This is a genomic window from Psychrobacter sp. JB193 (assembly GCF_002285555.1).
Classification (GTDB): Bacteria; Pseudomonadota; Gammaproteobacteria; order Pseudomonadales; family Moraxellaceae; genus Psychrobacter; species Psychrobacter alimentarius.
This window is the reverse complement of sequence record NZ_NRGY01000001.1, coordinates 92140-116769: the sequence shown is the minus strand read 5'-3', so window position 1 is coordinate 116769 and position 24630 is coordinate 92140. Positions and strand designations below refer to the sequence as shown.

The 24630-nt window shown below is 42.5% G+C and carries 23 protein-coding genes, 1 pseudogene and 1 other annotated feature; of the genes and pseudogenes, 10 read left to right on the top strand and 14 right to left on the bottom strand.

Annotated features, from left to right (window positions below):
• The first annotated feature begins 63 nt into the window (after positions 1-63).
• Positions 64-510 carry a VOC family protein gene (locus CIK80_RS00505; protein ID WP_095568442.1) on the top strand — a complete coding sequence of 149 codons (447 nt, stop codon included), beginning with the start codon at positions 64-66 and terminating at the stop codon, positions 508-510.
• Complete coding sequence (locus CIK80_RS00500) at positions 497-1096, top strand: glutathione S-transferase (protein WP_095568441.1); 600 nt, start codon at positions 497-499, stop codon at positions 1094-1096. The genes CIK80_RS00505 and CIK80_RS00500 overlap by 14 nt, the downstream gene beginning before the upstream one ends.
• A gap of 196 nt (positions 1097-1292) precedes the next feature.
• On the opposite strand, the gene CIK80_RS00495 is transcribed toward CIK80_RS00500, so the two are convergent.
• The 7 genes from CIK80_RS00495 to ppiC form a co-directional block, all read right to left on the bottom strand.
• Entirely contained in the window at positions 1293-2342 is a 1050-nt protein-coding gene (locus CIK80_RS00495; RefSeq protein WP_179288297.1) for a dipeptidase, read from the bottom strand.
• 2 nt (positions 2343-2344) lie between these two features.
• Positions 2345-3541 (bottom strand): pyrroloquinoline quinone biosynthesis protein PqqE, encoded by a 1197-nt coding sequence (pqqE, locus tag CIK80_RS00490; RefSeq protein ID WP_095568440.1) that lies wholly within the window; start codon positions 3539-3541, stop codon positions 2345-2347.
• Positions 3538-3822, bottom strand: coding sequence for a pyrroloquinoline quinone biosynthesis peptide chaperone PqqD (gene pqqD / locus CIK80_RS00485; protein WP_095568439.1), 285 nt, complete (start codon positions 3820-3822; stop codon positions 3538-3540). The genes pqqE and pqqD overlap by 4 nt, the downstream gene beginning before the upstream one ends.
• Complete coding sequence (gene pqqC, locus CIK80_RS00480; protein WP_095568438.1) at positions 3819-4577, bottom strand: pyrroloquinoline-quinone synthase PqqC; 759 nt, start codon at positions 4575-4577, stop codon at positions 3819-3821. The genes pqqD and pqqC overlap by 4 nt, the downstream gene beginning before the upstream one ends.
• 30 nt (positions 4578-4607) lie before the next feature.
• Complete coding sequence (gene pqqB, locus CIK80_RS00475; RefSeq protein ID WP_095568437.1) at positions 4608-5519, bottom strand: pyrroloquinoline quinone biosynthesis protein PqqB; 912 nt, start codon at positions 5517-5519, stop codon at positions 4608-4610.
• Positions 5520-5598: 79 nt separating this feature from the next.
• Positions 5599-5673: a pyrroloquinoline quinone precursor peptide PqqA gene (gene pqqA / locus CIK80_RS15215; RefSeq protein ID WP_075107140.1), complete on the bottom strand. Its 75-nt coding sequence runs from the start codon at positions 5671-5673 to the stop codon at positions 5599-5601.
• A gap of 179 nt (positions 5674-5852) precedes the next feature.
• Positions 5853-6131 (bottom strand): peptidylprolyl isomerase PpiC, encoded by a 279-nt coding sequence (gene ppiC / locus CIK80_RS00465; protein ID WP_095568436.1) that lies wholly within the window; start codon positions 6129-6131, stop codon positions 5853-5855.
• A gap of 458 nt (positions 6132-6589) precedes the next feature.
• Between ppiC and CIK80_RS00455 the strand changes: the two genes are divergently transcribed.
• Both CIK80_RS00455 and CIK80_RS00450 read left to right on the top strand, forming a co-directional pair.
• Positions 6590-7528 carry a HEPN domain-containing protein gene (locus CIK80_RS00455; RefSeq protein ID WP_095568435.1) on the top strand — a complete coding sequence of 313 codons (939 nt, stop codon included), beginning with the start codon at positions 6590-6592 and terminating at the stop codon, positions 7526-7528.
• A gap of 217 nt (positions 7529-7745) precedes the next feature.
• A complete protein-coding gene (locus CIK80_RS00450; RefSeq protein ID WP_095568434.1) occupies positions 7746-8204 on the top strand; it encodes a hypothetical protein in 459 nt (152 codons plus the stop codon).
• Between the two features lie 223 nt (positions 8205-8427).
• On the opposite strand, the gene CIK80_RS00445 is transcribed toward CIK80_RS00450, so the two are convergent.
• The 4 genes from CIK80_RS00445 to CIK80_RS00430 all read right to left on the bottom strand — a co-directional run bounded on the left by CIK80_RS00445 (position 8428) and on the right by CIK80_RS00430 (position 13558).
• On the bottom strand, positions 8428-9522 hold the full coding sequence (locus CIK80_RS00445) for an NADH:flavin oxidoreductase/NADH oxidase (RefSeq protein ID WP_095568433.1): 1095 nt from the start codon (positions 9520-9522) through the stop codon (positions 8428-8430).
• Positions 9523-9996: 474 nt separating this feature from the next.
• A complete protein-coding gene (locus tag CIK80_RS00440; protein WP_095568432.1) occupies positions 9997-10842 on the bottom strand; it encodes an IclR family transcriptional regulator in 846 nt (281 codons plus the stop codon).
• A gap of 145 nt (positions 10843-10987) precedes the next feature.
• Positions 10988-12253: an MFS transporter gene (locus tag CIK80_RS00435; protein WP_095568431.1), complete on the bottom strand. Its 1266-nt coding sequence runs from the start codon at positions 12251-12253 to the stop codon at positions 10988-10990.
• Between the two features lie 150 nt (positions 12254-12403).
• On the bottom strand, positions 12404-13558 hold the full coding sequence (locus tag CIK80_RS00430) for an acyl-CoA dehydrogenase family protein (protein WP_095568430.1): 1155 nt from the start codon (positions 13556-13558) through the stop codon (positions 12404-12406).
• A gap of 279 nt (positions 13559-13837) precedes the next feature.
• On the opposite strand from CIK80_RS00430, the gene CIK80_RS00425 reads away from it, so the two are divergent.
• From CIK80_RS00425 to CIK80_RS00405, 5 genes are all read left to right on the top strand, one after another.
• Positions 13838-14614, top strand: a complete 777-nt coding sequence (locus CIK80_RS00425) for an enoyl-CoA hydratase (RefSeq protein WP_095568429.1) — start codon at positions 13838-13840, stop codon at positions 14612-14614.
• A gap of 76 nt (positions 14615-14690) precedes the next feature.
• On the top strand, positions 14691-16286 hold the full coding sequence (locus tag CIK80_RS00420; RefSeq protein WP_095568428.1) for a 3-hydroxyacyl-CoA dehydrogenase: 1596 nt from the start codon (positions 14691-14693) through the stop codon (positions 16284-16286).
• Positions 16287-16418: 132 nt separating this feature from the next.
• A complete protein-coding gene (locus CIK80_RS00415; protein ID WP_095568427.1) occupies positions 16419-17621 on the top strand; it encodes a 3-oxoadipyl-CoA thiolase in 1203 nt (400 codons plus the stop codon).
• Between the two features lie 65 nt (positions 17622-17686).
• The gene (locus tag CIK80_RS00410; protein ID WP_095568426.1) at positions 17687-19411 is read left to right on the top strand and encodes a long-chain-fatty-acid--CoA ligase; all 1725 of its coding nucleotides are present in this window, start codon (positions 17687-17689) and stop codon (positions 19409-19411) included.
• A gap of 139 nt (positions 19412-19550) precedes the next feature.
• On the top strand, positions 19551-20027 hold the full coding sequence (locus CIK80_RS00405) for an acyl-CoA thioesterase (protein WP_095568425.1): 477 nt from the start codon (positions 19551-19553) through the stop codon (positions 20025-20027).
• Between the two features lie 136 nt (positions 20028-20163).
• On the opposite strand, the pseudogene CIK80_RS00400 reads toward CIK80_RS00405, so the two are convergent.
• Positions 20164-20480: pseudogene (locus CIK80_RS00400) on the bottom strand (hypothetical protein); the annotation flags it as partial.
• A 370-nt stretch (positions 20481-20850) separates the two neighbouring features.
• Here CIK80_RS00400 and CIK80_RS00395 point away from each other — a divergent pair.
• Complete coding sequence (locus tag CIK80_RS00395; RefSeq protein WP_095568424.1) at positions 20851-22404, top strand: TerC family protein; 1554 nt, start codon at positions 20851-20853, stop codon at positions 22402-22404.
• Positions 22405-22651: 247 nt separating this feature from the next.
• Here CIK80_RS00395 and CIK80_RS00390 read toward each other — a convergent pair.
• Both CIK80_RS00390 and CIK80_RS00385 read right to left on the bottom strand, forming a co-directional pair.
• A protein-coding gene (locus CIK80_RS00390) for an IS3 family transposase (RefSeq protein ID WP_095568366.1) occupies positions 22652-23871 on the bottom strand; the annotation gives its coding sequence in 2 pieces (ribosomal slippage) (positions 22652-23595 and positions 23595-23871; 1221 coding nt in all).
• Positions 23480-23596: a sequence feature (AL1L pseudoknot), on the bottom strand. (Overlaps the previous gene by 117 nt.)
• Before the next feature lie 57 nt (positions 23872-23928).
• Positions 23929-24558 (bottom strand): DedA family protein, encoded by a 630-nt coding sequence (locus CIK80_RS00385; protein ID WP_095568423.1) that lies wholly within the window; start codon positions 24556-24558, stop codon positions 23929-23931.
• Positions 24559-24630: the final 72 nt, after the last annotated feature.

The window sequence follows — 24630 nt, the reverse complement described above, 5'->3', positions numbered from 1 at the left end:
TATTATCTTTTAAATAGCAAAGTGCCATACTGATTATGTCAAAATTGATATAGGAAATACCTTATGAGCACTTTATCTGATGTAAATACGCAGATTGCGCTTGCCTACGATCATGTTGGTATTAGAGTAAGTAATAGACGAGAAGCAATTAGGTTTTATGAGCGTCTTGGGTTCAAAGAAACCTACCGTATACCTGAAGGAGAGGCTAATGAAATGGTCACCTCGGCTGGCGTGCGCATTAATCTTATTTTCAATGGTGCAAAGAACAGAGATGTAAAGAACCTGCTGCTTGATGAGACGATTAAAAGACCAGGTATCACCCATCCTGCGTTTATTATTCATGACATAGATGAATTTCAAAACTGGCTTCTTAAAGAAGGCATTAAGGTCACGGAAGGGCCTAAAAAATTAGGTCCAAGAAGAGTTGCTCTATTCATCCGTGATCCAGACGGCAATGTACTCGAATTCAATCAACTACTACCTGAGGAAACAAAACATGAAACTATATGATTTAGATGTGTCAGGGAACTGCTATAAAGTAAGGTTATTTGCGTCCTTTATCAACACACCTTTAACGATTGTGCCCGTTGATTTTATGAATGGTGAACATAAAACAGACGCATTTATCCAATTAAATCCTTGGGGAGAAATCCCTGTTTTGGAAGATGGAAATATTGTCTTAAGAGATTCACAAGCCATCTTAGTATATTTAGCCAGTAAGTATGGTGGTGAAGCGTGGTGGCCTAGCGAAGCACACCTGCAAGCTGATGTAATGCAATGGCTATCTGTTGCTGCTAATGAGATAAAACATGGCCCAGGTGCAGCACGTTTGATTAAAAAGTTCGGCTTGGAAGGTGATCGAACTCAATCTTTAGAGCGTTCACATAAAATATTAGCATTGATAGACAGTCATCTTGGTACTCACAATTGGTTGGCTGCTAGCCGTCCTACTATTGCGGACTGTGCAGTTTACCCATACATTTCAATTGCGCATGAAGGAGATGTGGTCATAGACAAGTATAGTAATATTAAAGAATGGATGAATCGCTTAGAGAGACTACCAGGTTATATATCTATGCCTGGGAATCAAGTTTAGTAGCCTAAGAGTAGAAAGTAGGGTTAAGCTGGCTCATCTTTTAAGAATGAGACAGCTTACTAGGTAGAGACATTTGCAATTAAATGTTCTTTGGAGTACTTAGACTTAAAGGTAAAGTGGTTTGGAATAAACATATCGATCATTCAGCTAGGTCTGCTTAAGCAGTTATAAGGTCAATTTAACATCTTATAAATACTTAATGCCAAATTCTACCCAGCACCCTAAACCAGTTTTCTGATGTGATTTTTTTAATCAGCTCATCAGAGAAGTGTCGTTGTTGCATACGCTCAATAAGTCTGGAGATTTGACTAATATCAGACAACTCATCGGGCAACAGGCAACCATCAAAATCAGAACCAAAGCCAACGTGATCTTCGCCTAGATGGTCAATCAGATAAACAAGGTGATCGACAATCACATCAAGCGAGGTATGCGTATTACGTTGCCCATCCGTACGCAGAAATGCCACATCAAAATTCACTCCAACCATACCGCCATTTTGCTTAATAGCAGCCAGCTGACGATCGGTTAGGTTTCTTGCTTGCGGACATAAGGCGTGCGCATTGGAGTGGGTTGCGACAATGGGCTGATCCGCAATCTCTAGCGTATCCCAAAACGCACGCTCATTCATATGTGACACATCGATCAGCATGTGCTTGTCACGGCACGCCAAAACAAGGTCTTTGCCTTCGCGGGTTAGACCAGAGCCTGTATCTGGCGAGTGCGGAAAGGATGCATTTAAACCATCACCAAAGAGGCTTTTTCTATTCCATAGCGGGCCGATACTTCTGAGTCCTGCTTCATAAAACACATCTAGTAAGTCAGGCTCAATAGCCAAAAATTCAGCGCCTTCAAGATGAAGAACAATGGCCAATTGCTGGTTCTGCTGGCAGGCTCTGATTTGTGCAACGGACGTACAGATCTGAATCTGACCGTCTGATCGCGCCTGCAATTGCTGGGCAAGTTCTAATTGCGCACAGCAAATATCAACGATTTCTTGCGGAGTGAAGTCTGAGTTTGACGGATTGGATAACTTATCGGGATGGTTGTTTTTTACATAAGCATAGGGCGGTAAGAAAATAGAGAATAATCCGCCCATCCAACCTGCTTGTCGGCAACGATTTAAATCTAAATGTCCCGGTAGCGTGCCATAAATAAAATCATGCACCGGATCGTCAGCCGAGCTTAGCCACAGGCGGGTTAACAGATCGTTATGGCCATCAAAGATGATAGGCTTGGCATTCATATTTAATCCATCAGGGTACGAGTAGGAATCAATTGCTCTTGACCTACTTGTACTTTATTGGCTTGTGTTTCATTGACTTGTTTATCACTTAACCGCTTGGAGTTTTTAGGGTTGCGAAAGCGCAATTCCTCAAAAGGTACGGGCGTCTCGCTGTTGACACGCGCTTCTTCGATCAGATAGTGATAAGGCGATTTGCCACATACTGGATCGGCGTTTTTGGCATCGCCCGTCAGCATAAAAGCTTGGCAACGACAACCGCCATAATCGCGTTCTTTATCAGGGCAGCTTTGGCACATATCAGGCATCCACTCATCACCGCGAAAGTGATTGAAGCTGTCTGAGTCATACCAGATGTCTTTTAATGGTGTCTGCCTGACATTAGGAAACTGCATGGGCAGCTGTCTGGCGGCATGACACGGTAGGGCAGTGCCATCAGGCGCGACGGTCAAAAAAATCTTGCCCCAACCATCCATACAAGGTTTTGGGCGTTCTTCATAATAATCAGGTACCACAAAGATTAGTTTGCATTTGATACCACGTTCTTCAATTTTTTTGCGGTATTCATTAGTAATGCGTTCGGCTCTGACCACTTGTTCTTTGGTCGGAAGTAAACCTTCAATGTTTTCAAACGCCCAACCATAAAACTGGCAAATAGCCAGCTCGACCGTGTCTGCTTCAAGCTCTAAGCATAGATCAATAATCTGATCGATCTGATCGATGTTTTGGCGATGAATCACAAAGTTGAGCACCATCGGATAGTCATATTGCTTGACCAAACGTGACATCTCATACTTTTGTTCAAAGGCATGCTTTGAACCCGCCAATGCATTGTTTACCGACGGATCACTGGCTTGGAAGCTAATTTGAATATGTTGTAGGCCTGCTTCTTTTAGACTCGCGATTCTGGCCTCAGTGAGTCCCATACCTGAGGTGATAAGGTTGGTATAAAAGCCTTGTTTGTGTGCATAAGCGACCAGCTCTTCCAAATCTTGGCGAACCAGCGGCTCACCACCCGAAAACCCAAGCTGTACCGCGCCCATTTGCCGCGCTTGATCAAACACATCAAACCACTCCCCAGTCGTTAGCTCTTCTTTATACTGAGCATAATCAATGGGATTGGAGCAATATGGACACTGTAATGGGCAGCGATAAGTCAGCTCCGCCAGCAGCCATAATGGTAGTCCTACTGGCGCAGTCATACTAAATCGATCCAATGTTCGCGCTGGGCCACTAGCATATACTCAACGATGTCTTGCTCGATTTCAGGTACATCACCAAACATGGCTTTTACCTTTTGGATAATATCCGCAATGGAGGCTTCACCATCAATATGCTGACCAATGATGCTGGCGCTGTCATTAAGTTTGATCATACCTTCAGGGTAGAGCAACACATAAGCATTTTGGGCTGGCTCAAACTGAAAGCGATAGCCATGACGCCATACAGGTACGATAGAATGATCTAACTCAGGTATACTCATTTGAACAATCCTTTATGCCAGACATTATCTGTTGTGACGCTCTGGTAAGGGGCTTGATTATGAACATAAGCCAAGCTCAACGCATCCAAAATCGTCCATAAAATATCAAGCTTGAACTGTAAGATTTCAAGCATACGCTCTTGTTGTTCAACCGTTTTGAATGAGTCGAGCGTAATGGTCAGACCATGCTCAACATCACGGCGAGCTTGACTCAAACGTGAGCGGAAGTAGATATAGCCTTCTTCTTTGATCCAAGGATAATGTTTGGGCCAAGACTCTAAGCGAGACTGGTGAATTTGCGGAGCAAACAGCTCAGTCAGTGAGCTACTGGCGGCTTCTCGCCATGAGGTGCGACGCGCAAAATTCACATAAGCATCAACAGCAAAACGCACGCCTGGTAAAACCAACTCTTCAGAAATCACTTGCTCACGCGTCAGACCAACCGCTTCAGCCAGACTGAGCCACGCTTCGCGGCCACCACCATCAGGATACACGCCATCTTGATCAATCATGCGTTGAATCCACTCTTGACGTACGCGCTGATCGGGGCAGTTCGCCATAATGGCTGCGTCTTTTAGTGGAATATTGATTTGGTAGTAAAATCGGTTGGCAACCCACGCTTGAATTTGCTGCTGCGTTGCCTGTCCTTCATGCATCATGATATGAAAAGGATGGTAAATATGATAATACTGACCTTTTGCCAAAATCGCTTGTTCAAACGCTTCTGTGTTAAGTGCTGTTTTTTCTTCTTGCATCGCTTTTACCTTAATATTTCGGTCTTCACCTTACAACTCAATCTGCATGCCATCAAAAGCCACTTCAACCCCATGCTGTTTTAGTTGGGCTTTCTGTTCAGACTTTTCGTTCAGTATTGGATTGGTGTTGTTGATATGGATCAATATCTTGCGTGAATTGGTGAGTTGGTCTAAATAATGGAGTGAGCCATCTTCGCCACTGATATGCAAATGTCCCATGTCTTGGCCGGTTTTTGTACCGACGCCGCACTCTTGCATCTCATTATCAGTCCATAAGGTGCCATCAATCATCACGCAATCAGACGCTTTCATGATTTGCATTACTTCATCGTCAATTTTGCCCAAACCTGGCGCATAGAACAGCTGCTTTTGTGTTTTCAAATCTTTCACAATCAAAGCAATATTGTCGCCATCATGCGGATCATTGCGATGCGGAGAATAAGGAGGTGCTGAACTTCTGATAACCAATGGGGTTAGCTCTAAATTACTGTAGCCGTCAATTTGAAAGCTCTTTTTTGGATCGATTTGATTGTATTGTAGGCCGCCGTTCCAATGCTTTAGCATATTGAAAAGAGGAAAACCTGTGCTGAGGTCTTGATGCACCATGTCTGTACACCATATCCGAATAGGGCAGCCTTCACGTAGGGTCAACAGGCCTGTGGTATGGTCAAGCTGACTGTCCATCAGCACCACATCTGTGATCCCTGTGTCTCTCAAGTGACGAGCTGGCTGAGCCGCCTTAAAGTCAAATAACTGCTGGCGAATATCAGGTGAGGCGTTGAATAGTATCCAATCTACGCCATTTTCTGATATGGCGATTGACGATTGGGTACGCGTCTGTGCTTCAATCGTGCCCTGACGCACGCCATGACAGTTATCGCAATTGCAATTCCACTGCGGAAAGCCGCCACCAGCTGCTGAGCCTAAAACATGAATATACATAGATCAATTTTTCCAAATTTCTAAAAAAATAAAAGCCCTAATCATCTAGGGCTTTTAATGTACTGAGTTCTAGTAAATCTTAACGTGCTTCAAAATACATAGTGATTTCGAAACCGATACGGATGTCTTGAAAAGCGGGTTTAGTCCACTGCATGGGATGTCTCCGAAAAGTTATTATGGGATCATCGTTGAGATGAATGAAAGTAACCATCTATAAAGTAACTATATATCAATGGTATTATAAGCCGACCCTCAATGTCAATTTGTTAAAAATTATGTTTGGAGGGTTTTGGTAACAAAGCCTGACGGTAGTGAAAGCTTTCACTCTAATGCTTAGGTTCTATAAAGCACTTTGACCACATGCCAGCCAAATTTGGTTTTTACTAAGTGTGGGGTCAGTAGCTCACCGCTGAAACAAACTTTATCAAATGCGGGTACCATTTGACCTTGTGTGAACTCTCCTAAGTTACCGCCTTTTTTACCTGATGGGCAGGTGGAATGTTTCTTAGCCAGCACATCAAACTGAGCACCTTTTTGGAGCTTGGCAAGAATGTCATCAGCCTGTTCTTTGTGTTTTACTAAAATGTGTAATGCGCTAGCGGTACGAGCCATGGTGTAAACCTTTCATAAAATATCGATTATCAAGGCATTATATCATGGCTTATCTTGGTTGCTAACCTCGCTTGGATACGCTACCAAATGGTAAGTGAGAATATAATTCTAACTAAGATAGCCAAAAGTAGCTTTTAACTGAATTGAAAAGTCTTAGTATAAATAGCAGTCTAAACTGAAACTACAGGTTACGTTTTCGGGTGATAAGCAACCGACAATGTAGTAACTTGAAGAAAATACATCATCAAGAGTACGAGCAATGTTTTATCGCTAACTTGGTAAAAACTGAGGTGGTTACGGAAATCGTCGTCTAACGAGTCGTGATTCTTGGTTATTTAATTATTTGTTTACAAAGGTAAATATTGGCGTGTTATAAGCCATCGAAACATGCCAGAATAACCTGTAAGTGGCTTTGAGCTCTTCTAAGCTGAACCATAAAAAATTGACTGGAGTTAACGATGGGCCATAACGACCACCTTGAAGATCACTATCCGGAATTACCAGAAAAAGCGGGCGTAAATACAAGTTTAGGCTTTGAACCTAATAATGAATGGCTTTTATCAGCACCGTCTGACCTGCGTCATGAAGCTATGCGGCAATGGTTCCTGAGTCGTTTTTGGGACCCAGCGAATGATACACCATATAATGGTCGTGAAGGAGGGTACTTCTATATTCATGGAGGTCCTTACGAAGCAGAAGACAAGTTGTGTGATAGGTTCGGGGATTTGTTCGATGATGACATAGTGCGCGCTGTAATTGATGATGTGGAGTCAGACGGTATATATGAATGGGCCCCAATACATACTAAACCCGATTATGATGCATACTTTTCTTTTGAAGTGGAGGCGAAAGACTCACCATATCGACAATTTCTTCAGCGTTTATCAGAAATTGATTCATTAAACGCGGCGGTCCTAGATTCGAAGCATAAAGTACTACTACGCCAATTGCTTTATTCACATCTAATTGGTGCTTTAGAGACATACTTGTCAGATACTATGTCATATCGGGTTAAAACCGATGAAGATGTCTTTAAAAGATTCGTTTCAAACTGCTCTGAGTTCAAGCAAGAAAAATTAGAGCTATCAACTATATTCAACCGTCTTGAGACGCTAAAAAAGCAGGTTGAGCAGTACATACAGAAAACTGTCTGGCATCGTCTTGATAGAGTTATGCCGCTTTTTTCGAGTTCGCTGAATATCGAAAGGCTAGAGATTAAACAACTAATGGGATACATTGTGATTCGTCATGACATAGTCCACAGAGGCGGAAAAACAAAGGAAGGTAGTCATGTGGAAATTACATCAGATAAACTATCTGAGCTACGTCATTGTATTGCAAGCTTTGTTGAGAAAATTGAAGGAGAACTAACCTCGGGAAATGATTTTAAGTTTTAGTTGTTTTTCAAGAGCCGCTCAACAAGTTACTGCACTCGGACTTAATACAGTTATCGCGTTTGTTGCTAAAATAAAAGGCAGAAAAAATAGCACTAATTTTGTAGTTTAGTAATTCGACAAATTAATTATGGCTCTAGTTTTGAATTAAGTTAACCCACGAAAAGCGTAGGTTAACGTCGTGTGGGAATAATTATGACTAAGTATTACTGAGAGTTTTATGCAAAGTTCCGCTTTGAAGATATTGAAAGAATTGGAAAAATCTGGAGAGCTATCTCTTGAAGAGATAGGTAACCTGATTCCGAAAAAACATCGAAATCACAAGGATTTTTATGTCTTTGCCTCGTTGGTTTCTGAAGGCTTTGTAGACGACTATTTTTTAATAGATAGCTCAAGACCTGATCCGAACAGGTATAAGGAACAGCTTCTTGCTAGAAAATATTTTGCATGTAGTACTGCTGAGTGCTCGGCAGAATATGAAGGATTATCATGGATGCTGACATCAGGAACGCTAAAAGGACAAACATTTGCTTTATCTGGCAAAGGCAGTTTGCTTCTGTCGGAATATCGCACGAAAAGATTTGATAGGATATTTACGCTCTCGTCTGGGATTTTCGTTGGAATTTTGGTAGCCGTTATAAGCGCTTATGTTAGAAGTATATTGAGTGGAAATACTTAACAAAGCGTTAAAATTCGGCTAGCAAGCTTGCTTGAATATTCAAAACGTTCCTGTTTTTCCGGCACATTAACGCGGGCATTGGTACGACTCCCACTGTCTAGCTAAACACACTAATCCTTGTCTAATTTTTTAAACCATAATTACTTATACTAGGTTTAAAGCGAGTTAAGACATAGACTGAAGCAAGTAATGTATTCAGTCTATGTTCGTGGGTCAATTACACTTACTCTATTGGAGACGGCTTACCGTGTGGGCTTGAGCGCAGATATTGTTTAGGCGCTTTTACTTTTGCGCCAAGCTCGGCTGCAGCGTGCCAAGGCCAGTGCGGGTCATAAAGCATGCCTCGTGCCAATGCAACCGCATCCGCTTGCTGCTTGGTGATGATACTTTGCGCTTGCTCGGCTTCAGTGATTAATCCCACGGCGATTACTGGTATATCTACCGCTTCTTTTATCGCGGTTGCAAAAGGCACTTGGTAGTTAGCTTCCACAGGAATTTGTTGTTCTGGACTCAGTCCTGCGGTGCTCACATGGATATAATCACAGCCTAACGCCTCTAATGCTTTAGCCAGTTCGATCGTTTGTGTAAGATCCCAGCCGCCCTCAACCCAATCGGTTGCAGACACACGCACACCCACGGGCTTTTCACTTGGAAACTCGGCTCGAACCGCTTTAAATACGTCAAGTAACAAGCGCATTCTGTTCTCAAGATTGCCGCCGTATTGATCATCACGGTTATTAGAAAGCGGTGATAAAAACTGATGTAATAGATAGCCATGTGCCCCATGAATCTCAATCAAGTCAAGACCCAGCGCATCGGCGCGTTTTGCCGCATTGACAAAATCACTTATTAACTCGTCAATGTCATTTTGAGTCATTGCTGTAGGCACAGTAGAATTTTCATCATATGCAAGCGCCGACGGTGCCACCGTTTGCCAACCATTTACCTTATCAGGGGCAATCGAACCGCCGCCGTCCCAAGGTTTTTCGGTTGACGCTTTACGCCCAGCATGCGCAAGTTGTACGCCAATCGGCATAGGGCTGTACTGTCTGATAGCGGTTAGCGTTTTATCCAGCGCTGTTTGCGTCCTGTCATCCCATAATCCCAAATCAGCATAGCTGATACGTCCTTGTGGGTTGACCGCAGTCGCTTCTAAGATAAGTAGTCCTGCGCCGCTCAAACTCATTTGGCCCAAATGAATCGTATGCCAATCGCTTGCCGCGCCATCATTGGCGGAGTACTGGCACATAGGGGCGATTATAATACGGTTGTCTAATGTGAGTTGCCCAAGTGTCAAAGGCGAAAAAAGTTGGCTCATGGTGAATCCTTAAAAACGTACCTAAAGGCACGGAAAATAATATGCAAAAGTGATATAAATTATTTATGGTCAATGCTCTTTAAAAGAGAAGTGAAACTGGGATGAGTGCTGCGCAGTCTTTGTATTAACAGCACGCAACAAAAATCTATACCTGTCTCACATGATGATGAATGTATCTACTTTATTGAAAACTGACTATATGTGATTACCGCTTGAATAGTTGATGGGGATGACTTGTTATTTTTATAGGGCACATCTAACGGCAGGTCGTTACGGTTATGCATTAGTCGTTTAAAAATTGTTAGTAGGTGTTTCTTCGTATGATGTTTCACTACTCGGTTTTTGCTGCAATGCTTTTGCAAGGTATAGAACGGCTAGAGAGCCGCTATCTTGGTTTAAGTGGATTGTTTATTAAGAATTATCGATTTGCTATAACTAAAACTCAGATGAACGAGATGAAGACAACCTCACAAATCAGCTAATGTACAAATTGTCTTCAATGCTATTTTTCATATGTAGCAGGCGAGGGGCGATGTCTTCTTCTAATTTATCACGACTAAGAACGAAGCTTGGTGCGCCGCAGTTAAAGGTCAATAGGCCTTCAGTTGGATGCATCAATGCTGTGGCAACCGCATTGACGTCTTTTTGCCATTCACTGATAGAAAAACAATAGCCGTAATCGTCATAATCTTTAAAAGCCTTATCGAGCCCGCGTCTGATCTTTAACCAATCCTCTTTATGCTTCGTACGAATGGCATCCAGTATGAATTCTTGCTCAGCTTGCGGCATGCTGGCTAGGCAGGCTCTTCCCATTGAGCTTAAATGAATCGGTAAGTAGGAACCGACATTGCGTCGCATGGTCGTGGTGCTGGATCCTTGCACAACATTGAGATACACCATTGTCAGGCGATCACGAGTGGCCATAGCCACGGCACTGTTAGCATAGTCTGCCAACTCTTCCATAAAGGGGGTGACCAAGTTATTAATAGAGATATTGGCCATCATGGTATAGCCGAACCCCAACACGCCTACAGAAAGTTGATACTTGCTACTATTTGGAGATTGCTTTAAATAACCTAACTTGACTAAGGTATAAGTGAGACGCGTGATGGTTCCTTTAGGAAGCCCTGTTAATTGACTTAACTCTTGGTTTCCTAAAAAAGGGCGTTGCGGGGTAAAACAACGCAATAGCTCAAGTCCTCGAGCCAAAGCAGTGATGAACTGTCTATCGCTTTGATCTCTCATCTCTGCAATGGGCTCTAGCAACTCAATATGCGTCGTATTATTAGCGCCTTCGTCTGTAGGATTTTTAGTGGTCATATAGTATTTTTATCTCAATTAAGTTCATATAAATATGATAGTAAACGCACAATTCGCGGTAATAATATTATATTAAAGACACGACTAAGAGATTCACAAAGGTATTATAATCTATTTCGCTATGCGGTACATACATGGACGACTATTATGCTTTTTGTGGATCATATTGCTGTTCTTTGATAAATAGGGTTGGAATAAGGCCACATAAGAAGTACGCGCCTGCCATGAGCAATAGGCCTGCGCCGATAGAGTTGTGCATGGCCATATAACCAATGGCGACAGGGGCAATCACTGAGCCGAGTCGTCCAATATTAAAAGCCCCGCCAATCGCCGTTCCGCGAATAGCGGTGGGGAAGCTTTCGGTTAAATAGGTGGCATTAATGGCATAAGGAATACCATATAAGAAACCGAAGGTTAGCATGAGCCAACCAATATTCTCGGGAGTATGGAAATATACCAATATTGGAATAAAAAGCGCTGTACCCATCGTACCAAATGCGAAGACTATTTTGCGCCCAATTTTATCAGCTGCCAGACCTGCCAATACTTTAGCAAACATCATGGTCAGATAAGTACCCGCCATATAGAGCGCCATCTCTTTAAACTTAATACCCAGCTCGGTTTCTAAATAAGAAGGCAGCCAATTGCTGACCCCAAAATAACCAAAGAGTAATAATCCTGAGCTCATCGACCATAAGATAAACATCAAGCGATGTTTTGGATTTTCAAAGATGGCTTTATAAGGATTCTCAGGCTTTTGTAGAGGGTCTTTTGCACCACTAAGTTTAAGCGCACGTGCCGCTTTCCAAGACTGCGTCTCAGGAATCAAAAAATACATAGAGATTGAGAGAAGAATAGGAATAAAGGTTAAGAGGTATAAGGTGCGCCAGCCATAACTTGGAATAATCCAAGCGGAGATGCTTGTGATTACTAACGACCCCAAGGTAAAACCTGTCATCAATGCAGCAAGTACGGTCGTTCGATGTTTAGTCGGCACCATCTCAGACATCAAGGTGTTGGTTGCGATATACAAACTACCGAGACCCAGACAGGCGACAAATCGTAAGCCCACAAATTGCTCATAGCTCTGCACAAATCCGCTAAAACCAGACAGGATAGAAAACATTGCCGTTGCAATCACAATAACCCGTACTCGCCCAAAACGATCACAGGCCCAGCCGCCAAACACGCCGCCGATGGCCATACCAAATAGTGACCAGCTGCCAAGCGCGCCAGCTTGAACATTGGTCAATCCAAACTCCTCTTTCAAGCTTGAGAGAGTAAAGGCAAGGATACCAATATCCGCCCCATCACATAGCAATACCAAAAAACAAAAAAAGAACGCCAGTTTCCAAGGTTGCTTTTGTGCAGTACCCAAGTCTGAATTCGAAGTTATAGCAGCACTTTTCACAATATATATCCTTATTGTTGTGAGAGTAAAACACTATAGTGACGTGACTAACATGATTGAGGCATCTGCGTCCCAGCAAATACCTCAATATGCTTTGATAAAACTAATGCCTACTGATACTTAAACTGATGGCATTGAAAAAAGGGCGCATTACTCGCTCACTTCTTTAATCATATTGCGTGCAATGATGATTTGCTGAATCTGAGTCGTCCCTTCATATAAGCGGTATAGACGCACATCACGATAAAAACGCTCAATACCATAATCAGCGATATAGCCTGCGCCGCCATGAATCTGAACGGCTCTATCCGCGACGCGGCCACACATTTCGGTAGCAAACATCTTGGCGCATGAGGACTCTGTTATGACATCTTTGCCTTCATCACGTAAACGCGCTGCATCTAACACCATAGATTTGGCCGCATAAATCTCTGCCTTTGAATCAGCAAGCATCGCTTGAATGAGCTGAAAATTGGCAATGGGCTGTCCAAACTGTTTGCGATCTACCGCGTAATGTAGCGCGTCATTTAACATACGTGTGGCAGCGCCTGTACTGGCAGCTGCAATATGTAAGCGACCTTTATCAAGTACCTTCATGGCCGTTTTGAAACCCACACCCTCAATACCGCCGATCAATGCACTGGCAGGAACGACGCAGTTATCAAAGATCACATCACAAGTGTGCGCGCCTTTTTGTCCCATTTTTTTATCAATTTTGCCAAGTGTGATACCCGGCGTATCACTCTCAACGATAAATGCTGAGATGCCGCCGGATCTTTTGTTTTGCGGATCCGTACGTGCCATCACGGTAAACACGCCCGCTTGAGGCGCATTGGTTATATAGCGCTTGGTGCCGTTGAGTACATAGTTGTCACCATCTTTAATGGCGGTGGTTCGAAGGGAAGCAGCATCCGAGCCTGACTCTGGTTCAGTCAAGCAAAAAGAGCCGATAATTTCACCGCTGGCAAGTTTTGGCAGATATTTTTGTTTTTGTTCTTCGGTACCGTCAATTACAAGACCGGACGAGCCAATACCATTGTTCGTGCCTATTAATGAGCGAAAGGCAGGTGAGGTGCGCCCTAACTCAAAAGCCACAATGACTTCCTCTTCCATTGTTAGGCCAAGCCCACCGTAGGCTTCTGGAATAGTCAGTCCAAACAAACCCAATTCACGCATTTGATCAATGATATCTTCTGGCAGACGATCGTTTTCTGCTACCCAATCCTCTTTTGGTATCAGTTGGTCGGTGACAAACTGACGGACGGTTTGGACGATATGGTCGAGTACTTCCTTATCTCTAATCATGTATTTCTTCCTTGTTGAAACAATGGCTAAGCTTGCTTAATGAGGGTGTTACGGTTCATTCGAATAAACAGCATAATAGATAGTTTGTTAAATTACAATGATTTTGGTTTAAAAAACCGCAATGCGGTATTTAACGACAATTGAATATATTAGAATTATGGTTTTCTTTTAATAATATCTGTGGTTGTCTCTTCACAAATAGAAATAAACAGTATATATTGGAATTAAATATCGCTATGCGGTATTTGTTGTTTACAAAGGTTTAAAAGGAATAGTGTCATGGAAGAGCAAACAATTTTGATTGAGTCGCCAGTGAATGGTGTTTGCGTGATCACGCTCAATCGACCCAAAGTTCGCAATGCGTTAAATACTGAATTGCGTCAGAAACTGGCAGATATCTTTATCCAACTCAATGACGAGCCACAGACTAAAGCCATTGTGCTGACTGGTGGTGATAAGGTATTCGCAGCTGGTGCTGACGTTAATGATTTTTTGACGGCAAAAACAGTCGATGTATATCTACGTCATAGCGAGCGTTATTGGGATGCGATTACCAATTGTCGCAAGCCAATTATTGCTGCGGTCAATGGTTATGCGCTTGGTGGCGGCTGTGAGCTGGCTATGCATGCTGACATTATTGTCGCTGGCAAGTCTGCTAAATTTGGTCAACCAGAAATCAAAATTGGGCTGATGCCGGGAGCTGGGGGCACGCAGCGATTGTTTCGTACCGTTGGCAAGCATAAAGCCATGAAGCTGATACTGACAGGCGATATGATCAGCGCTGAAGCCGCGGATCAAATGGGGCTGGTTTATGAAGTGGTTGACGATGAAACCACCATCAAGCGTGCCATTGATATTGCTACAAAACTGGCAGGTTATTCGCCCATTGCGCTGACGCAAATCAAAGAAGTGGCCAATCTCGGGGTCGATATGCCGCTACAGGCTGCATTGGCTTTGGAGCGTAAAGCTTTTCAGATTTTGTTTGATACAGAAGATCAAAAAGAGGGTGTAAAGGCCTTTTTGGAAAAACGTGACGCAAATTATAAAGGCCAGTAGCGTGTGGTTTGCTAAGGACAAGCAGACCAATTTTTTGAAAACGAGATTATTCAATAAGATCATATAAAGGACTACTATGACCGCCAATATAATAAGTATCAAATCATTGGCCATCATCGGCACAGGTGTCATGGGCATGAGTATCGCCCAAATTGCTGCCCAAGCGGGTATTCAGGTGCTTTTGTTCGATGCCAAAATTGGCGCTGCTGCACAAGGGCGTCAATCTCTTCAAACCATGCTCGAAAAACTAACGGCTAAAGGTAAGTTTAACGACGCGCAGCTTCAATCTACTTTGGCAAATCTGATAGTGATTGAGGATATGGCCAAAATATCCGCAGTAGATGTCGTTGTTGAAGCCATTGTTGAAAACCTAGAAATCAAGCAACAGCTTTTTAAACAATTAGAAAGCATTGTGTCTACCAAGACAATTTTGGCAACCAATACTTCCTCATTAGCCGTGACCGCGATTGCCGCCAATTGTGCGTACCCAGAACGTGTGGCTGGATTTCACTTCTTTAATCCAGTGCCATTAATGAAAATCGTTGAAGTAATTCCGGGGCTTTCTACTCATCCATCCGTCGTCGAGACATTGACTGCATTAGCGACACACATGGGACATTTAGGAGTGGTGGCAAAAGACACGCCAGGCTTTATCGTCAATCATGGTGGCCGCGCTTATGGCACGGAGGCCTTAAAAATATTAGGGGAAGGGGTTGCCAGTTTTGAGGATATTGATCGCATTTTGCGTGAAGGGGCTGGTTTTCGGATGGGACCGTTCGAACTACTTGATCTTACGGGTATCGACGTATCGCATCCAGTGATGGAATCTGTTTATAACCAATTTTACTCTGAGGCACGTTATCGTCCCCATCCTTTAACGCGTCAAATGCTGATAGGGAAAAAGCTCGGTCGCAAAGTTGGTGAAGGCTTTTATCAGTATGAAGAGGGTCAAAAAGTCACAGCAAATACACCTCAACAGCCATCGTTTGAGGTGTCAGTATCTGATGCAGCCATTACCTCAGTTTGGATTGGCGCAGATTTAGTAGAGGATAGGCAGCAGCTGGTTGATTATTTGTATTCTAACAATATCAATATTGATGATAACGACAAGCCACATTCTGACAGCCTGATATTACTGGCCATGTATGGCGAGGACACAACCAATGCTGCTATGCGCTATCAAGTGAATCCCAAACAAGCGGTTGCCATCGATATGCTGACTGACTTGTCAATGCATCGTACTTTGATGCCAAGTATCGTCACCCAAGATAAGTTTGTGGCACAAGCTTATGCTTTGTTCGGTAAGAGTCCAGACAAAACTATCAATGAAAATAAAGAATTAATACAGTCTACTGCCGGTGCCACGCTCATCAATGAAAGCACGGGCTTTGTGACGCAGCGAGTCATTGCGATGGTGGTTAATTTAGGGTGTGATATTGCACTACAGGGCATCGCGTCTCCTGAAGATATTGATAAGGCGGTTAAGCTTGGATTGGGTTATCCGTATGGCCCTATCTCATGGGGAGATGAGCTTGGTGCTGAGAGAATACTACTTATTTTAACGCGTATCTATGCGTTAACGGGTGATCCGCGTTATCGTCCAAGTCCATGGTTACAGCGCCGCGCTACTCTTGGTATCTCGCTGTTTACTCAGCAAGCCCAATATTCGTAATAATAGACGTATCACTTTATTCAACCAGACATTTTATGGCTGCTTATTTTAGGCAAACAGCTTTTTTAAAAACCATACTTTAGAAGACAACGGTTTAAAAGACAAATATCAAAAATACGACAAGGAACAGTTATGTTAGATGCCTATATTTATGATGGATTAAGAAGCCCTTTTGGTCGGCATGGCGGTGCATTAGCAACGGCTCGTCCTGACGATTTGATTGCCACGGTGATAAAGAACTTGGTGGAAAAGCACCAATTACCTAACGATATCTTTGATGAAGTATTGATCGGTAATACCAATCAAGCTGGTGAAGACTCACGCAACATCGCCCGTAATGCTGCGCTGTTAGCAGGGTTAGATGTAAAAACACCGGGTCAAACGGTCAATCGCCTATGTGCTTCAGGATTATCAACCGTCATCGATGCTGCTCATAGTATTACTTGCAATGAGGGAGATATCATTTTAGCGGGCGGTGTTGAATCCATGACCCGTGCACCTTTCGTCTTTGCTAAGACCGAGCAGCCTTTTAGTCGTGAATTCAAAGTATTCGACACCACCATCGGCAGCCGGTTCCCCAATCCTATCATCGAAGAGCAATTTGGCAACGATAGCATGCCGCAAACGGGTGATAATGTGGCGCGCAAATATGGTATCAGTCGTGAAGCTGCGGATAAGTTCGCAGCAGCTTCGCAAGCTAAATACCAAGCCGCCAAACAAGCTGGGTTCTTCGACGATGAAATAACACCAATTATGGTATCACAAGGCAAAAAGCTCCCTGAAAAAGTGATAGTGGAAGATGAGCATCCGCGTGCCAGCTCTACGGTTGAAGCATTACAAAAATTGAAACCTTTAAATGACGAAGGTGTCGTTACAGCTGGCAATGCGTCAGGTATCAATGATGGCGCAGCTGCTTTGATTATTGGCTCAAAACAGGCGGAAGAAAAGTTAGGCTTCAAGCCTATCGCCAAGATTCTCTCATCTGGTGCCATGGGGGTTGAGCCAAATATTATGGGCGTAGGTCCTGTTGAGGCCATTAAGCTGGCGTTAAAGCGTGCTGATTTGACCCTCGACGATATGGCCATTATTGAAATCAATGAAGCATTTGCATCACAAGTATTGGGCTGTCTCAAAGGTTTAGATATTAACTTTGATGACAAGCGCGTCAATCCCAATGGCGGAGCAATTGCTGTCGGGCATCCGCTTGGTGCATCAGGTGCAAGAATTGCATTAAGCACAGCGCGTGAGCTACAGCGTACTGGTGGCAAGTATGCAGTAGTCAGCTTATGTATTGGTATTGGGCAAGGGCTTGCTATGGTGATAGAACGGGTGTAAATCTTCTACGCTATCTTTATTACTATGATTCTCGCCACATTATTTTATGATCAAGGACGACAATAATGACTTCTATACTTAACCAACATGAGGATTATCAGCAAGCCCAAGACGCTTATGGTTTTCCTTTAATCATTAAACAACTGCTCAATCGTGCAAAGATTGCCTCTACGAATCAAACTATTAGTTACGCCGATAAGGTTACTTATACGTATGCTGAGTTTTTCAAGCGCGTTAACCGTTTGGCAAACGTGCTTAAAAACATGGGTTTACAAGCAGGTGATGTGGTTGCCGTTATGGATTGGGACAGTCATCGTTACCTTGAAGCCTATTTTGCTGTACCCATGTCTGGCATGATTTTGCAAACGGTCAATGTACGTCTGGCTGAAGACAAAGTGCTCTATACCATCAATCATGCTAAGCCGAAAGCGTTATTGTTAAATGCTGAATTTGAGCCAATGGCGAAAAACTACCGTCATGACGCGCCTTCTATCGAGAAAACTATTTGGCTCGATGACACAGAGCTTTATGACACAAAACTCGATAACGAAAAGTATGGCGAATATGAGCCACAAACTGATCGATCCAGCATGCCGGATTATGTCGAAGGTGAGTATGAAGCCCTGTTAGCTGCGGCCAGTGACGCGTTTGATTTTCCAGATTTCGATGAAAACACCATTGCCACGACATTTTATACCAGTGGCACGACGGGCGACCCAAAAGGTGTCTTTTTTACCCATCGGCAAATCGTATTACAGACGCTGGCAAGTACGCTAGCATCCGCACTAAATGCTGAAGGTCAAGGCGCTCGCTACAATGATGTCTACATGCCAATGACACCGTTATTCCATGTGCACGCTTGGTGTTGGCCGTATGGAGCAACCATGATAGGACTTAAACAAGTGTACCCAGGGCGCTACCTAGCCCCAAGGCTGGTGGATTTAATTGAACAGCATAAGGTGACACTTTCACATGGCGTTCCAGCAATCTTACAGATGTTATTAAAGGAGATGGCAGCACGAGGACGTAAGTTTGATGGTCTCAAATTATTGTTAGGTGGCTCCAAGTTAAATGAAGGTATAGCCAAAGCGGCTATTGAAAGCGGTATCGAGTTTATGTCTGGATTTGGTATGTCAGAATCCTGTCCTGTGTTATCCAGAGCGGTATTTGGTGATAAAACTGACTCGATGGAAATGAAAGAGCAGCTTAACTATCGTTGTCTTTCTGGCTCACCAATTATGCTCGTCTCCATGGAGATATGGGACGAAAATGGTAAGCCTCAACCCATGGATGGTAAATCTACAGGAGAGTTGGTTATTCGAGCGCCTTGGCTGACCCAAAGCTATTTTAAAAACTCAGATGCTGGAAATGAGCTATGGGAAGGTGGCTGGATGCATACCCAAGATATTGCCAGTATTTCTTCTAGTGGTACTTTAAGCATTACGGATCGGCTAAAAGATGTGATTAAGTCTGGTGGTGAATGGATATCCTCGCTTGAAGTTGAAACTATTTTCTCTTTTCACCCAAGTGTCGCTGATGTTGCGGTGATTGGGGTGCCCGATGAAAGGTGGGGCGAGAGACCGTTAGCGTTGGTCGTCTTAAAACCTGACTATGCGAATACCAAAGCGGCTGATATTTTAGCATTAGGCCATCAAGCAGTTGAAAAAGGATATCTACCAAAGTATGGCGTACCAAATGAAATCAAATTTTTATTAGAGATGCCAAAGACTAGTGTGGGCAAGCTTGATAAGAAAAGAATGCGGATGATGTGCGCAGAAAAACTGATTTGATTCAAAGAATACTTTTTAAGGATTATACAACCATTATTTAAGCTGAATGCTTATTTTAGTAGGTGTATTCATAGGCTGGTTTCTACATAGATTTATAAATAGATAGGTACATTCATCGGTATGACGAGACGGGAATAATATGAAGGCTTTAGGTATATTACCGGAAATACAAGAAACGCTTGATAAAGACAAGCATCACCCTATGCATGGTTTCGCTGCGATTTACTCTCAACAAGTAGAGTGGGGCGATATGGATTCTTTTGGCCATGTCAATAATGTGGTCTATTACACTTACGCTCAAAATGCCCGTATCTACTATAACAGTCAATTGAATTTATTTAATGAAAAGACTTTTTCTGTCATGGCAGCATCGTCCTGTCAATATTTCAAACCTGTGACTCATCCTGATACCTTATGGATTGGCGTTCGAGTCAAAAAAATTGGCAATGCTAGCTTGATTCATGAATATACTTATTATAGTACGGCTACGAATACTATCGTCGCTAGTGGTGAGTCAGTATTGGTATATCTTGATAAAGATAGTGGGCAAAAGAAAAATATTGATGAGACTAAAAAAACGGCGATTATGGCTTTTGATAATTTTAAAATGATTTGATAGACATTGTCATAACACCGTACTACAAAATTTAACGCGTATTTGGGCAATACATTTTTATAGTGTTTTACCTCCACTCAATCACTGCCAAACTAGACCGAGTGGCAATGGTCGGATAAAAAACTATGACCACTGGTTAGTCGCATGCGGATATCACTACCTTCGATATTGGTCTAGATGTCAACATCAAAGGCGATTCCATTACCTGTCTTGGCGATTTATAGCCTAAACTCTTTTGATTGTAGTAGAGCTTAATATAGCTAATAATATCGTTGATCGCTACAATCCTTATTTTATAGTCTTGTTGATATACTAATTCATTCTTCGATTGTCAGAGTGCACAATTAGTCTTTGGCTTGGGCCTCTATTCTTGACAGCCATGTTCAATGCTTTGCCTACTAGATTTGCGGTCATTCGCTTATTGATAGCATAGCCAACCAACTCTTTGATAAACTCCGCTTAATATGCTTAGTTTACCAAGTTTGGTTTTACATTTTTTCAGCATAGCTCAGTTTTGCAGAAAGTTTCGGCTTTAGTTAAGAATTCTAAAGGCGTGTGTGGGAAGGTGTAGTTATCGATATTAAGTAGGCGTATCTAGATTTTTTGTAAATGTTGGCATAAAATGAATGACTGCTACACAGAATTCAGGATAAAGTCGGTATTTTTTGCAAAAGAACTAATAAACCGTAACGCTTAAATCTGTAATGTAGTTTGTCTAATTATCTTCTGGATTTAGACCAGCATTATCACTGAAACCACTGTTACTTTTTAGCAATAGCTGTATTGTTCTCTTAATCCCTTTCAATAAAGAGTATCAAATTAAATGATAGAACTTCTAAGCGATCCTTCGATATGGCTTGGTTTTCTTGCGTTAGTTAGTCTTGAGATTATCCTAGGTATTGATAATCTAGTTTTTATTGCCATTCTTGCTAACAAACTTCCCCCGCATCAACGTAGTAAAGCTCGCAATCTAGGGCTTGGTCTAGCGCTAGTTATGCGCTTAGGGCTACTGTTTGTCATGTCATGGCTTGTGACACTGACTGAACCTGTGGTTAGTTATGGTACATTCAATTTATCAATCAGAGACTTGATCTTGGTTGTCGGTGGTTTCTTTCTATTATTCAAAGCAACACTTGAGCTGCATGAGCGATTAGAAGGCAAACCTGATACTAATAATAATAGTAAAGTATATGCAGGCTTTGCGGCTGTTGTTGCACAAATCGTTATCTTGGATGCCGTCTTCTCCTTTGATGCAGTGATAACCGCGGTTGGCATGGTAAAGCATGTAGAAGTAATGATGGCTGCGGTTATTGTAGCCATGGCAGTAATGATTTTAGCGGCCAAAGCTTTAACTGATTTTGTGGGTAAGCATCCTACTGTCGTTATCCTATGCTTGGGCTTTTTGCTTATGATTGGATTTAGTTTGATCGTTGAAGGATTAGGCTTTCACATACCAAAAGGCTATTTATATGCAGCCATTGGCTTTTCTATTGTTATTGAAGCCTTTAATCAATTCATGCAACGTAACCGTAATAAGCATGAGAGCGTTATTCCTCTACGAGATAGAGCCGCAGACAGTATTCTAAAACTGATGGGTGGTAAAACTTCTAACGATAATGAAGATCTGCTAACGGAAGACAAAAGCTCCATACCAGTCATTCCTTTTGAAGAAGAGGAGCGTTATATGATCAGCGGTGTGCTCGCGTTAGGCGAACGAGATGTTGAAACCATCATGACGCCACGCTCAGATATCTCTTGGATTAATATAGAAGATAGTATAGACGAGATATATAAGAAAGTACTATCGACACCACACAGTTTATTACCTGTTTGCCAAGGACAGTTAAACAAGATATTGAGCGTAGTACGAGCCAAAGATATCTTATCGGTATTAAACAAACAGCCTGACAATATTTACTCGGCTTTAGAACCTTTATTTACTAAGCAAAAGCCTGTTTTCGTTTCTAATAGCATTGGTAATTTGCGTCTTATTAATTTGCTAAAAAATGCCAAGGGTAACTTGGCTATAGTGGTTGATGAGTATGGTCAAGTCGCAGGACTAGTGACGCCTTTAGATCTGTTTGAAGCCATTGCTGGCGAGTTTCCTGATGAAGATGAAACGTTAGAGTTTTTTAAACAAGATGATCATTGGATAGCTGAAGGTACTATTAGCCTAGATCAATTGCGTCTTGAGTTAAATGAGCCAAGTTTATTAGAAGAAGTCGAGCAGCTGACCTTAGGTGGCTATATCAATTTTAGGCTAGGCGGTATTGGTCAAGTTAATGAGCAAGTCAGCAGTGATGGGTATGTTTTTACAATTTTAGAAGCTTTGTCTACAAGAATTCTTCTAGTAAAAATTGAGAGAGATGACACTTAATGAAACTCATGGCTTCTATAGCTATACTATAAACCGTCCCAAATTTGTCTGATTCTTTAAGGACAGGAAGTCTTCGGCAATCTCTGGGCGGTTCAACTTTTGGAGTTAAGGCAGGCATTATATGCGTAAATATAATGGCATCCCAAAAGATCAATTACATCATCTAAGACAATGGTTTAAATAGGAGTTAAATTATTTATGTAAGAAAGTGAACCGCCCCGACTATATCGGAGACTGTTTATTCAAGTTAAGCAGCAATGCCTAACAGATTAAGATTATCATAATACCGCTTCTCAAACTCAAAAGGTGACACATAGCCAATCGCACTATGCAGCCTTTTTTTATTAAACCAGTCCACCCATTCAAGGGTTGCTAATTCAACATCATTCACACCTTGCCACTGCTGTTTTAAATAATCAATCACCTCCGTTTTATACAGCCCGTTAACCGTTTCAGCCAACGCATTATCGTATGAATCACCCGTTGTACCAACAGAGGCGATCACACCAGAATCTGTCATTTTGTCTGTATAGCGGATAGACAAGTACTGAACCCCGCGATCACTATGATGAATCACATCTTTTGGATTATTTCTATCTGCTATTGCTTGGTTTAGTGCTGCCATCACCATATCGGTGTTCATACGATTAGATACCTTCCAGCCCACGATAGCGCGAGCAAACACGTCAATGATAAAAGCAGTATAAACCCAGCCGCTTGTCGTCTTGATATAGGTAAAATCAGCCACCCACAGCTGGTTAGGGTGGCGTGCGCTAAAGTTGCGATTGACCAAATCATCAGCGCGCTTCTGGTCATCACGGCTGTTGGTGGTTATCTTACCTTTACCGCGCCAAACCCCCTGCATGCTATGCTGCTTCATTAACCGCTCTACCGTACAACGAGCCACATGACTGCCGTCAGCCTTCATTTGCTGCCAGACTTTACGCGCACCGTAGCGGCACTTGCTGTCCTGCCAGATGCGCCTGATTTCACTGATGTAGAAGTCGTCATGTTGACTGCGTAATGAGCGCTTGTCAGGGCAGCTCTCCAAGTCTTTAGCACGGTAATAGGTTGATGGAGCAATCGGCAAGACTCTACAAATGGCTTGGGTCCCATATTCTGACTTATTCTCATCAATAAATTTGATCATCACTTCGGTGGGCGGTCTATTTCCGCCTGGGCGAAAAAAGCAGCTGCTTTCCTTATAATCTCATTAGCTTGCTTTAATTCTCTGTTCTCACGTTCAAGCGCTTTGATGCGCTCGGCTTGGCTTTGAGCTTGAACATTAGCAGGTATGGTTTGATCGATGTGCTTCTTATACCATGACCGCAAGGTTTCAGGCGTACAGCCAATCTTAGGGGCAATGGCTTGAATTGCAGACCATGTGGAAGGATATTCGTCTTTGGCTTCAATGAGCATGCGAACCGCACGCTCTTTCATTTCAGGGGTATAGTTTCGTGTTTTCATTGTCGTATTCTCTCAGAAAGTTGAGTCTCCGACAATCTCGGGGCGGTTCAAAGCCTTTTAAATATTAATATTACTGTGCTGAGCAGAAATTCGACGTTTGATAAGCCAAGCGATAATAATAGCTATGGCAAGCAGTAAGAAAAGCTTAGAGTATGGTGCTAGCATAGTCGCAATGACTTCATAGTTTTTACCCAGATAAAACCCTGCTAGAGTCAACGCTGTCGTCCAAATACTAGACCCTAAAGCCGTTAATGTTAAAAAAGAGATCAGCGACATTTTATTCATTCCTGCAGGGATAGAAATCAGTGAACGAATACCAGGTACCATACGGCCAAAAAAGACCGCTTTCTTACCATGTTTATCGAACCAAGCATTGGAAGATAAAATATCCTCAGCCTTAATAAATACGTATTTACCGTACTTTTCAGTAAATAATATTAGGCGTTCTTTATTAAACAAAGTTCCTAAATAGTATAGAGGCAAGGCACCAATAACGCTGCCAAACGTACCCGTTAGTATAACTAGAAATATATTTAAATCACCTCTAGCTGCCGCAAAACCTGCTGCTGGCATAATAAGCTCAGACGGTATAGGCGGGAAAACATTTTCGGCAAACATAGCAAATACAATGCCGAGATACCCAAACTTTACCATGATAGCCAGCACCCACTCACTCATTTGATGCATTAAATTACCTTATCCTATTGGTGACTTATTTATTATTGTAATGGAATAGAACGGGTTCAAATCAAAGGTAAT